A 12,198-nucleotide genomic window follows, 5' to 3' on the forward strand; every position below is an offset into this window, starting at 1 on the left:
TAGTTCTCCTCCAACATTAATGGTCGTGTGAGACGATACTCACCGGGTGACCATACAGTTTTGACATCTCTTTTTCTGTTAAGTTTGCATATTCTTCTGGCTTACCATGGAAATGAAGGGTCTTATTTAAGCAAACAATATCAGTCGCATACTTAGTCATTGTTCCAGTATCATGTGTTACGAGGAACAATGTAATTCCCTTTGTTTGATTCAACTCATGTAATAATTCGTAGAAGCGTTGTACATTCTCTGAGTCGATTCCCACCGTAGGCTCATCTAATATTAAGAGTTCAGGCTCGCTCACTAATGCACGGGCTATGAAAATTCGTTGCTGCTGACCACCTGATAAATTCCCGATATTTTGATAAGTGTATTCACTCATCCCAACTGCCTCAATAGCAGCCAAAATCTTTTCTTTATCTTTCTGTTTAAAAAATTTAAAGTAACCAACCTTACCTGTTAGGCCTGTCGAAACGACTTCATACACCGTTGCAGGGAAGCCTTTATTAAAGGAATTAGATTTTTGCGAAACGAAACCAATTTTACTCCATTCTTTAAATTCCTCCATTGGCTTGTTAAATAGGGTTACAGTTCCACGGTCAGGCTTTGTCATCCCTAGTATAATTTTAATAAGTGTTGTCTTTCCTCCACCATTTGGGCCAAGCAGGCCAACAAAAGCTCCCTTACGTAGCTCGAAATTGACATCTTGAAGTATGGCGGTTCTTTTTTCATAGGAATGACTAATATTCTTTAATGAAATAATGGAATGATTACTCATATATTAAGCGTCCTTTCATTGGCTTGCTTTATGATCATACTGTATTATAGGAAATAATCCTTGTTACTAGGAGTATTTTTTTCGATTCGATAGTATTATTACTCAACACCAAGATAGTTTTGGATAATCTTACATACTAACTCGACTAGGTGTACTCAAATATGATATATTGTACACCACTTGCTAGTGCTTGTGTAATAATAAATTTCTTTGAAGCAATACTCATGCTGACGATACATTATAGGGTTTACATTATAATGCGAGTTGCTCAGTAAACTATTCCGCGTCCATTCCATCATTGTAGGAATGGACTATGATTATGGCAACTATCACGATCAAATCTTCCAATACGTATGCTCATATAAATAAACCCTCTAGCACGAGCTAAATCGGGCTTTTGTTATGGTCATTGGTTGCTTGCGTAATGTTTGAAATAAGTTAGAAGATAAAGTTGCTCGTGTTCATTAAGATAGTAGATGCTTTGATTAAAACCTTATCCTGTAGTAAATATATCATATCGTAACAGGTGTCAATTTGTAAATAGGAATGATTACGATTAATGAAATTGTAGCTTTTTTGTAATGTACCACAACTCTGCTAACCTATTCAGATTATTACAAGGATGTTGGGAAGTCTTAGAAAAAATGATGGAATTCTCGAATTGGTTATTGCGAAATATCAGAATTTATTTTATAGTTAGTATAGATGGATAGGAGACTGTCCTTAAATTTTTACCATAAAATGAATGAGTATTCATTCAAATGTGATTGGGGGACAAAATATGAAGCGAACAATCAAGCGTGCTGCTGTCTTAGGCTCGGGAGTAATGGGATCCGGAATTGCTGCTCACTTAGCCAATATTGGCATTCCAACTTTAATGCTTGATATAGTACCAAGAGCATTAACGAAGGAAGAAGAGCAAAAAGGACTTACCCTGGAGAACAAGTCTGTACGGAACCGAATAGCAGCTGAAAGTAAACAGGCGTTATTAAAGCAAAAGCCATCACCTATCACATCCAAAGCAAGCTTAGACCTAATTGAAATCGGTAACATGGATGATGATATGGAAAAATTAAGAGATGTGGATTGGGTAATTGAAGTAGTAGTGGAAAGGCTTGATATTAAGAAGCTTGTATTTGAAAAGGTGGATCAGTATCGAAAGAAAGGTTCTATTGTAAGTTCTAATACGTCCGGAATATCTGTAGAAGCAATGGTAGAAGGACGTTCAGAAGATTTTCAAAAGCATTTTCTTGGTACACACTTCTTTAATCCACCAAGATATTTAAAGTTGTTAGAGGTGATTCCTACCCAGTATACCGATCCTGAAGTACTTCACTTTATGAAGCAATTTGGTGAAGATGTATTAGGAAAAGGTGTTGTAGAAGCTAAGGACACGCCAAACTTTATTGCTAACCGAATTGGTACGTATGGATTGTTAGTAACAGTGAGAGAAATGCTTAAAGGTTCTTATAGTGTAGGGGAAATAGACTCGGTAACAGGACCGTTAATTGGACGACCTAAAAGTGCTACATTCCGAACACTAGATGTAGTAGGATTAGATACTTTCGTACATGTTGCTCGTAATGTCTATGAGCAAGTAGAAGGTGCTGAGAAAGATGTATTTGATATTCCAGAATTTATGTTAAAGATGCAAGAAAACGGTTGGTTAGGAGCTAAGCGTGGCCAAGGATTTTTCTTAAAGAAAAAAGGAAAAGATGGAAGTGTTATTTATGAGTTAAATCCTGAAACCCTGGAATATGTAGAACGTAAGAAATTGAAAACTCCTGCTGTAGAGCTGGCAAAGCAGGCAAAAGGATCTCGCAACAAATTGAAAGCGCTTGTATCCGCGAAAGGTGACCGTGCCGGTGACTTGATTTGGAATATTTTAAAGCCGTCATTAATTTATTCCGCTGAGCTCGTAGGAGAAATTGCCGATGATATTGTCGCAATTGATCAAGCGATGAAGTGGGGATTCGGATGGGAATTAGGACCATTTGAAGTTTGGGATGCGATCGGTTTACGAGCTTCTGTCGAACGTATGAAGGAAGAAGGAGAAACCGTACCGAATTGGGTGTTAGAGCTACTGGAAGCAGGAAATGATTCCTTCTATAAATATGATAATGGAAATGTTTATTACTTTGAAAAAGGTGAATATAAGCTACAACAATTTAATCCAAAAGAAATTAACATTAAACGCTTAAAAGATGTTAATGGTGTCATAAAGAAAAACTCAGGAGCAAGCTTAATTGATATCGGAGATGGTGTTGCTTTACTCGAATTCCATTCGAAAAGTAATGCAATTGGCTTTGATACAATTCAAATGGTGAATTATGCAATTGAAGAAGTAAATAAAAATTATAAAGGTCTTGTCATTGGTAACCAAGGAAAGAACTTTAGTGTCGGTGCTAACTTAGCTTTAATGCTAATGGAAGCACAAGATGATAACTTCTTTGAGTTGGATATGGTTGTGAAAATGTTCCAGGACATGGGAACAACGATCAAGTATTCTGACAAGCCGGTAGTCGCAGCACCATTTAATATGACGCTTGGCGGTGGGGCTGAGATTTCCCTACCAGCAGCAGCGCTTCAAGCATCAGCAGAAACCTATATTGGACTGGTGGAGTTTGGTGTCGGACTAATCCCTGGTGGAGGAGGAACGAAGGAACTTTATTTAAAGCAGCTTCGTAATCTTCCAAAAGGTATTGATTTTGACTTAACTAAGGTTGCCAATGATGTGTTTGAAAAAGTAGCGATGGCAAAAGTATCAACTTCGGCTGATGAAGCAAGGGAAATCGGCTTCTTAAACAGAAATGATCGAATTAGTGTTAATCCAGATCATTTAATCTATGATGCCAAGCAGCGTGTACTTGAATTAGCGAATGCCGGATACCAGGCACCTAAACGTGAAAAAATTCCAGTTGTAGGGGATGCGGGATATGCTGCTATGGTACTAGGGGCTAAAACATTACAATTCGGTGGCTATGCATCTGAACATGATGTCAAGATAGCTGAAAGATTAGCATATGTTTTATCCGGTGGAAGGATTAAAGAAGGGACATTAATTGATGAACAAGTAATGCTTGATTTAGAGCGTGAAGCATTCTTAAGCTTAATTGCCGAACCGAAAACACAAGCACGTATGCAACACATGCTATTAAAAGGAAAACCATTAAGGAATTAGATAGGGGGAAGTTTGGATGAGAGAGGCAGTTATTGTAGCAGGTGCTAGAACCCCTGTAGGAAAAGCGAAAAAAGGGTCATTGAAGGATACACGGCCAGACGATTTAGCTGCATTAACGATTAAAGAGACATTGAAGCGTGCTGGCGGATATGACGGAAATATTGACGATGTAATAATTGGCTGTGCCATTCCAGAGGCGGAGCAAGGAATGAACATGGCCCGAAATATTGCAGGGATTGCTGGTTTAAAGCACGATGTACCAGGTATCACCATAAACCGTTATTGTTCTTCTGGACTACAAAGTATTGCTTATGCTTCAGAACGTATCATGCTTGGCGCTAGTGATACGATTATCGCAGGTGGAGCGGAATCTATGAGTCTAGTGCCAATGCCAGGGCATGTCATTAAACCAAACCCTAGTTTAGTAGAAAGTGCACCAGGTTATTACATGGGAATGGGGCATACCGCAGAAGAAGTGGCTAATCGTTTTGGCATATCTCGTGAGGAACAGGATGCATTTGCGGTAGAAAGTCATAAGCGTGCAGCACAAGCCCTAGCAGAAGGTAAGTTTAAGGATGAAATCGTTCCAGTTGAAGTGACTGAACGCTTTATTGGAAAAAATAACAAGGTAGAAGAGAAAACTTTCTTATTTGATACAGATGAAGGTGTAAGACCTGATACAACCCTTGAAGTATTGGCTAAGCTACGTCCTGCATTCCATGTGAAGGGAACCGTTACAGCGGGGAACTCCTCACAAATGAGTGATGGCGCAGCATCCGTACTTGTCATGGATAGGGAAAAGGCAGAAGCGGAAGGCTTAAAACCTTTAGTTAAATTCCGATCCTTCGCTGTTGCTGGTGTCGAACCGGAAATAATGGGGGTAGGACCAGTTAAAGCAATACCAAAGGCATTAGAAATTGCTGGGTTAAGCTTATCAGATGTTGGACTATTCGAACTAAATGAGGCATTTGCGTCCCAATCTGTTCGGGTGATTCAAGCACTAAATTTAGATCCATCTATAGTAAATGTTAATGGTGGTGCAATTGCCCTAGGTCATCCATTAGGCATGACTGGAACCAAATTGACGCTAAGTCTAGCTTACGAAATGAAACGTCGCAATATCCAGTTTGGAGTAGTCACCATGTGTATTGGTGGCGGAATGGGAGCTGCGGGAGTATTTGAATTATTGTAGATTGGTAGATTTTTGGCAATGCAGTAGTAATATTATTTTTTAACTCACATAGAGTACTGCAGGGAAAGACATTAGTCCTCCCTGCGGTATGTAAGTACTCGATGGAACAAGTATATTTAATAATTTTTGTTCAGAGCAAAGTATATTTATTCCATTAAGAAACTATATCCAAGAGAGGATGTTAAAAATGAGTGAAACAAAAGAAAAATTATTTAAAGGTGGATCCTTCTTAATTGAAGACTTAACTGGCGAGGACATTATCACACCAGAAGATTTCACAGATGAACATAAGATGATTGTCAAAACAACAGAAGACTTCGTAGCGGGTGAAGTATTACCACTAGTAGAAAAGTTAGAGAACCACGAATTCGAACACTCAGTAGAGCTATTGAAAAAAGCAGGGGAATTAGGACTACTAGGTGCTGATGTGCCAGAGGAATATGGCGGCCTAGCCCTTGATAAAATCAGTTCGTCTTTAATCACAGAAAAATTTTCACGAGCAGGTGGATTCTCCATCACGCACGGAGCACATGTAGGAATTGGTTCTCTCCCTATCGTGTTCTTTGGAAACGAACAACAAAAAGCTAAATATTTACCAAAGCTTGCGACAGGAGAACTGATTGCAGCTTACGCGTTAACTGAACCAGGCTCAGGTTCTGACGCATTAGGTGCCAAAACAACGGCTACATTAAACGAAGCAGGAACCCACTATATTTTAAATGGAGAAAAACAGTGGATTACGAACTCCGCTTTCGCTGATGTATTTGTTGTGTATGCGAAAATCGATGGCGAGCATTTTACTGCATTTATTGTTGAACGGGAATTCCCAGGTGTCTCTACTGGACCAGAAGAGAAGAAAATGGGCATTAAATCATCTTCCACACGTACTTTAATTTTAGAGGATGCGGAAGTACCGGTAGAGAACCTCCTTGGTGAAAAAGGTCGCGGTCATATTATCGCATTTAATATTTTAAATGTTGGACGTTATAAACTAGCAATTGGTGGTGTTGGGGGAGCGAAACGTGCTTTAGAGGTGGCTACCCAATACGTAAATCAACGTAAGCAATTTAATACACGGATTTCACAATTCACACTTACACAAGAAAAACTAGCTACGATTGCTTCGGAAATTTATGCTAATGAAAGTGCAGTGTATCGTACAGTTGGCTTGTTTGAGCAACGCATGGGGGCATTAACAGAAGAACAATTAAAAGATGGTCGTGAAATTGCTCGTGCAATTGCAGAATACCAAATCGAGTGCTCAATGAATAAATATACGGCTACCGAACTATTAGACCATGCTGCAGATGAAGCAGTCCAAATGCATGGTGGATATGGCTTTATGCAGGAATACGAAGTAGAGCGTATCTATCGTGATTCTCGTATCAACCGAATTTTCGAAGGTACGAATGAAATCAATCGCCTACTTGTTCCAGGTACACTACTCAAGAAAGCAATGAAAGGTGAGTTACCTCTATTCCAAAAAGCGATGAGCTTACAAGAGGAATTAATGATGCTAATGCCAGAGGAGCCAGGTACAGAACCATTAGAACAGGAAAAGTATTTATTAAGGAATGCAAAGAAAATCGTCTTACTTGGTGCTGGTTTAGCTGCACAAAAATACATGCAAAAAATCGAAAAAGAACAAGAAATCCTTGTGAACTTAGCTGATATGGTCGCTGAAGTGTACAATATGGAGAGCGCAATTCTCCGCACTGAAAAAGCGATTAATGCTACTGGAGTCGAAAAGAATAAACAAAAACTACTTTATACTCAAGTATATGTTCAAGAGGCATTCAACCGTATCGAGGCAGATGCAAAGGAAACATTAATTGCGGTAGAGGAAGGCGATACATTACGTATGATGCTTTCATCCTTACGTAAGCTAACCCGCCACACACCGACAAATGTCATTGCCAAGAAACGTGAAATTGCAGCAAGCATTATTGAAGCTGAAAAATACACATTGTAAATTTCGCTAGGATTAACCGTTAGTTAAATAATATCTAATGAAAAGCAACCCCGATATCGGGGTTGCTTTTCATTAGGTATGGGGTTTACTGGTGATAGGGAGTATGTATGTGGAGGTTGTTCGCATCTATTTGTGGATGGGGAGCATGTGATCGAAGAAAGGGCTCACCTGTTAGTGAAAAGGGCGCATGTAGCAAGTACAGGTCGCATGTACAAGAGAGATGGTCGCATGTAATCGAAGAAAGGGTACATCTGCTAGTGAAAAGGGAGCATGTAAGCGAGAAAAGGTCGCATGTACAAGAGAGATGGTCACATGTAATCGAAGAAAGGGCGCATCTACCAGTGAAAAGGGCGCATGTAGCAAGTACAGGTCGCATGTACAAGAGAATTGGTCACATTCACGCGAAGAAAGGGCTCATCTATCTGTGAAAGGGGAGCATGTGAGCACAGAAAGGTCGCATCCACAAATGAATTAGATAGATCCCCCCGCAGCTATGTCGACCTTATTAACTGTATTTTTAGGATAAGCCATATTTTTCACCTAAGAGGCTTCTATTTTAAATGCCGTTTACTTTATTATAATAGTAAGCCTATTGCAAGGTAATCAATGGACTGCTCGGAATTTGGTAGAAGAAATCTATTAGGAATGGAAAAATTAGATAACCATTCCTTCGTTTTATAACGTAAATGGGGTGAAAATGATGGATGATCAATTAAAAAAAGAGATTGAAGCAATTGTGGGTAAAGTGAATAGCATTACCCTTTTATCCAACCAAGGATGTACGTCTAGCGTGCAGCGGATTACTACGGGACGTAATGGATTTCTATTGAAGACGTCTTATAAAGAGAAGTATAGAGAATGGTTAAAGAGCGAGGCAGAGGTTTTAAAAAAGCTAGTAAGCCATACGGAGATCCCAGTTCCTACATATTATGGGTATATAGAAGAAGCCGATAGAAGCCATTTAATCATGTCATTTGAGGCTGGAATGACCTTAACTTCGGCATTGAAAATGGCAGGTACTACAGTAGAAAAGAAAGCATTAATGAAGGGTTTTGGAGAATTGCTACAGAAGCTTCATGAAACTAAATCAGTAGATTCATTTAATCATCAGGGAAATTGGTTGGAGAATCAGTTAATAAAGGCCGAGAGATATTTGGAAATGGGGGAGGCAGACGGGAATGCAAAACTCCTTAATAAGCTTAAATCTACCAAACCACTACCAGTAAACCAAACCATCATCCATGGAGATTGTACTGCTGATAATGTCTTAGTTGTAGATGGAAAAGTGCAGATGTTTATTGATGTGGCAGGGATGACGATAGGAGATCCCCGCTATGATGAGTCTTTAGCGATTGGTCGTTTCATCGATAACGAAGGGTTGATAAAGTCCTTTTATGAAGGATACACACGCTATAACGTTTCAAAGGAAGAATATACTTATTTTGATGAAGGGCTCTATGAGTTTTTTTAGACGGGGTAGTTTGAAATAAAATGGACAAACTAATTAGATCCGAACTATTCACAAGATAGGGTATTATGTACTTGGCAATTCATACAGGGTATATGTAGGGAGCCAACTAAAATCTTGGAGAGATTGATACCAAACGTTTTTATAACTAGAAGGTTTCCCTATTCTTGCTATGCATCCAATCAGAACTATGTAGCTATCTTGTTACAAAACATATAATCACAGTCACTAGCGTTGCATTAAATTAATTTTATTATTAAAAATACTCGAAATGTTCAATTTTATTGTTTTGCGCAAAGAAAAAGTCCTTTATAATGGATAAGTCAGGTGGTAAACCCGTCCAAATCCACTAAAAAGGACAAATCTCATGGACAAGATTACACGAAAAACTTCATTTGGACAATGGTTTTCACCAATTAATTTTCAATTATTTGAAGAACAGGTGAAAACATTGAAATTAGATTTCTATACGAAAAAATTAACGACAGAGTCGTTCCTAAAGTTACTGCTTTTTGCACAGCTACAGGAAGTCGAGAGTCTTCATGCACTAAGTGACTGCCTCTTCGATGACAAGCTTCAAAGGGCTATCGACCTTGATTCTATTAGTATTTCTCAGTTATCACGACGATTAAATGGGCTGAATCCCGACCTTTTCCAAAGACTGTTTCTCGATTTAGTATCACAAATTCATGCCAAAACGCATTATACGAAACTTGTAATGCCATTAAAAATTATTGATTCTAGCACTTTGCCACTGAATTTGACGAATCATAAATGGGCAAAATTCCGCAAAACAAAGGCAGGAGTGAAACTGCATCTGCGTCTTGTATTTATGGAAAAAGGCACTTCTTACCCAGAAAAAGCCGTAATGACAACTGCAAAAGAACATGACCGAGGCCAGCTTGAAATTATGGTAGATGACAAAGAATGCATGTATGTGTTCGACCGTGGTTACTTAGACTACGAACGTTTTGACCGCATGACCGACGAGGGCTACTTTTTCCTTTCAAGGCTGCGGAAAAACGCAGTCATACGGGAAGTTTACAACTTTAAGTTGCCCGAAAATATGCCTGTTTTATCAGACCAAATGGTCTTAATTGGTACTACACAAAACCGTGCTGAAAATTATTTTCGCCTGATAAAGGTCTTGGATTCAAAGGGAAATGAACTCCATTTAATTACAAATCGTTTTGATTTAAGTGCCGAAGAGATTTCAGAAATGTACAAATCACGCTGGGCAATTGAATTGTTCTTCAAATGGATCAAACAACATCTCAGCATTAAGAAGTTTTACGGTCAGAGCGAATGGGCGATTCAAAACCAAGTATTTATCGCACTTATTGTTTTTTGCCTTCATGTTCTTGTGCAAATTGAAACAAAAAGCAAGCGAAAAACGCTACAAATTAGCCGTTATTTAAGGGCTGCATTATGGAAACCAGCGCATATTTGGCTTCGAAAGATTGAAGGCAAATCCGTCCCTTAATAAGCAAATTGTCGTTGTCACACAGGTCTAATTGTAAATTATTTCCAAATGGATGGAGCCACCTTTAATTCGGTATTTACTTTTTTGGCTCTAAACAGAAGATATAATAAAACTGAAAATTACGACATTATTTTTGCAACACTAGTGAATCACAGTAATCTATTAATTTTTTTCTCTACTTATAATTCCTTCTCATACATGGTAAAATATCCGTAGAAAAGGAGGAGCTATAATGGCATTAACATTTTATTGGTATCCGAATTGTGGAACTTGTAAAAAAGCGAAGAAATGGTTTGATGAGCATAACGTAGTGTATAACAGCATACATATTGTGGAAGAAACACCTTCTAAGGAAGAGATTCTAGAGTTAATTGAAAATAGCGAACTTCCTGCTAAGAAGTTCTTTAACACAAGCGGGAAAAAGTATCGTGAATTAAATATAAAAGATAAAATTCAAGATGCATCTACTGAAGAAATGGCAGAGATTCTTGCTTCTGATGGTATGCTAATTAAACGACCTATTGTAACAGATGGTAATACTGTAACAGTTGGCTTTAAGGAAGAAGAGTTTCAAGCGAAATGGGCTAATCAATAATACTAGCATAAATCTATAATAGATTGTATAGTTAATGTACAACCAATTATTCGGAGGGATTTTACGTGAGCTTACCAAACGACTTATTATATTCAAAAGAACATGAATGGGTAAAAAAAGAAGGTAACACTGTTCGTGTAGGGATTACAGACTTCGCTCAGGACGAATTAGGTGATATCGTATTTGTTGAGCTTCCAGAGGTTGGAGATGAAATACAAGTTGATGAGCCTTTTGGTAGCGTTGAGTCTGTAAAAACAGTGTCTGAATTATATGCGCCTATTAGTGGGAAAATTGTCGAAGTAAATACAGATTTAGAGGATAGCCCTGAGCTTGTAAACGAAGCTCCATATGAAGGTGCATGGATGATTGTCATCGAGCCTAGTGATGAATCTGAGCTTGATAATCTACTTTCACCTGAGGCATATAAAGAACTACTCGAACAAGAATAATATGTTAAACATCTAAGACTGACTTTTTTCCAAGCTTTACGGAAAAGAGTCAGTTTTCATTTCAAAAATATCCAGCTCAAGGCGTCAGTCCCGATTGAGATATGTTCACCTATTTGTGTTTGGACGCCTTACGCTCTAATCATATGAGGGGGATCTACCATGATTTCACATCAAACTGAACGTGTTATAATTGTTGAGGGTTTAACGGATAAAAGGCAACTTGAGAAAGTTATTAATGACCAGATTACAATTATTTGTACGAATGGAACGTTTGATATAGAACGTTTTGATGAAATGCTAGAAACCTATCAGTTGGATGAAAAGGATGTTTATATCTTTGTTGATGAAGACAAATCTGGGATGAAGCTTCGGAAACAACTTTCCCTTGAGTTACCACATGCAGAGCATATTTATGTTAGTAGTGAGTATCGAGAAGTAGCTGCTACCCCAGAACGAATTTTAGCAATGCTTCTACTTGGTAAGCAAATCGCTGTTAATCCCCATTATTTAGTCTAGCTTTCAAGTAGGTGATAAATTGAACGAGATTTCCAAAGAAGTTCTTGAACAACAAGAATATTTACTGTATATATCTACCCCTTTTTGTGGTACTTGCCACATAGCCAGGACAATGCTAGATAAGATAGAAGCAGTGCATCAAGAGGACATATTTTATGAAATGAATGCTTCTTTGTATCCGGATTTCATGCAAGACAATAAAATCGAAAGTGTTCCTTGTCTTGTCATAAAGAAGGATCATGATATTAAAGAAAAAATCTATGCATTTCAATCGATTGGGAATATATATCGTTACCTTTTAGAATATCAACCAGATTTATTTCGAGATAAATAATAAATTGTATTGCATTTTTTTATTGACACGTCTATATACTGATGATATAGTAAATTCTGTTGAAAAATTGAATAATATAAATCTCTTATCCAGAGCGGTGGAGGGAAAGGCCCTATGATACCGCGGCAACCTTCAAACTTTCGTGTTTGAAAAAGGTGCCAAGTCCTACAAAGCAATTGGCTTTGAAAGATGAGGGAACGTTAGGATTTAATATTTACTATTACGTCTTT

General features: G+C 38.1%; 11 protein-coding genes and 1 riboswitch. Of the genes, 10 read left to right on the forward strand and 1 reads right to left on the reverse strand.

Annotated elements, in window-relative coordinates; translation table 11 throughout:
* Window positions 1–16: 16 nt before the first annotated feature.
* Window positions 17–778, reverse strand: coding sequence for a metal ABC transporter ATP-binding protein (locus MKY78_RS15985; RefSeq protein WP_339214103.1), 762 nt, complete (start codon window positions 776–778; stop codon window positions 17–19).
* A gap of 781 nt (window positions 779–1,559) precedes the next feature.
* Here MKY78_RS15985 and MKY78_RS15990 point away from each other — a divergent pair.
* From MKY78_RS15990 to MKY78_RS16035, 10 genes are all read left to right on the forward strand, one after another.
* Window positions 1,560–3,959: a 3-hydroxyacyl-CoA dehydrogenase NAD-binding domain-containing protein gene (locus tag MKY78_RS15990; protein WP_339214105.1), complete on the forward strand. Its 2,400-nt coding sequence runs from the start codon at window positions 1,560–1,562 to the stop codon at window positions 3,957–3,959.
* 16 nt (window positions 3,960–3,975) lie between these two features.
* Window positions 3,976–5,151 (forward strand): acetyl-CoA C-acetyltransferase, encoded by a 1,176-nt coding sequence (locus tag MKY78_RS15995; RefSeq protein ID WP_339214106.1) that lies wholly within the window; start codon window positions 3,976–3,978, stop codon window positions 5,149–5,151.
* Between the two features lie 187 nt (window positions 5,152–5,338).
* Window positions 5,339–7,123, forward strand: coding sequence for an acyl-CoA dehydrogenase family protein (locus MKY78_RS16000; protein ID WP_339214107.1), 1,785 nt, complete (start codon window positions 5,339–5,341; stop codon window positions 7,121–7,123).
* Window positions 7,124–7,230: 107 nt separating this feature from the next.
* Window positions 7,231–7,551 (forward strand): hypothetical protein, encoded by a 321-nt coding sequence (locus MKY78_RS16005; RefSeq protein ID WP_339214108.1) that lies wholly within the window; start codon window positions 7,231–7,233, stop codon window positions 7,549–7,551.
* Window positions 7,552–7,823: 272 nt separating this feature from the next.
* Window positions 7,824–8,594, forward strand: a complete 771-nt coding sequence (locus MKY78_RS16010; protein ID WP_339214109.1) for a phosphotransferase — start codon at window positions 7,824–7,826, stop codon at window positions 8,592–8,594.
* 364 nt (window positions 8,595–8,958) lie between these two features.
* A complete protein-coding gene (locus tag MKY78_RS16015; RefSeq protein ID WP_339213018.1) occupies window positions 8,959–10,074 on the forward strand; it encodes an IS4 family transposase in 1,116 nt (371 codons plus the stop codon).
* A gap of 232 nt (window positions 10,075–10,306) precedes the next feature.
* Window positions 10,307–10,669 (forward strand): arsenate reductase family protein, encoded by a 363-nt coding sequence (locus tag MKY78_RS16020; RefSeq protein ID WP_339214110.1) that lies wholly within the window; start codon window positions 10,307–10,309, stop codon window positions 10,667–10,669.
* A gap of 65 nt (window positions 10,670–10,734) precedes the next feature.
* Window positions 10,735–11,118 (forward strand): glycine cleavage system protein GcvH, encoded by a 384-nt coding sequence (gene gcvH / locus MKY78_RS16025; protein WP_339214111.1) that lies wholly within the window; start codon window positions 10,735–10,737, stop codon window positions 11,116–11,118.
* A gap of 159 nt (window positions 11,119–11,277) precedes the next feature.
* Window positions 11,278–11,634 carry a toprim domain-containing protein gene (locus MKY78_RS16030; RefSeq protein WP_186870950.1) on the forward strand — a complete coding sequence of 119 codons (357 nt, stop codon included), beginning with the start codon at window positions 11,278–11,280 and terminating at the stop codon, window positions 11,632–11,634.
* Window positions 11,635–11,653: 19 nt separating this feature from the next.
* Window positions 11,654–11,968, forward strand: coding sequence for a thioredoxin family protein (locus tag MKY78_RS16035; protein ID WP_339214112.1), 315 nt, complete (start codon window positions 11,654–11,656; stop codon window positions 11,966–11,968).
* An 82-nt stretch (window positions 11,969–12,050) separates the two neighbouring features.
* Window positions 12,051–12,164: riboswitch (SAM riboswitch) on the forward strand.
* The last annotated feature ends 34 nt before the right edge of the window (window positions 12,165–12,198 follow it).

The sequence above is a fragment of the Ornithinibacillus sp. FSL M8-0202 genome, from assembly GCF_037975285.1.
GTDB classification, from domain to species: Bacteria; Bacillota; Bacilli; order Bacillales; family Amphibacillaceae; genus Ornithinibacillus; species Ornithinibacillus massiliensis.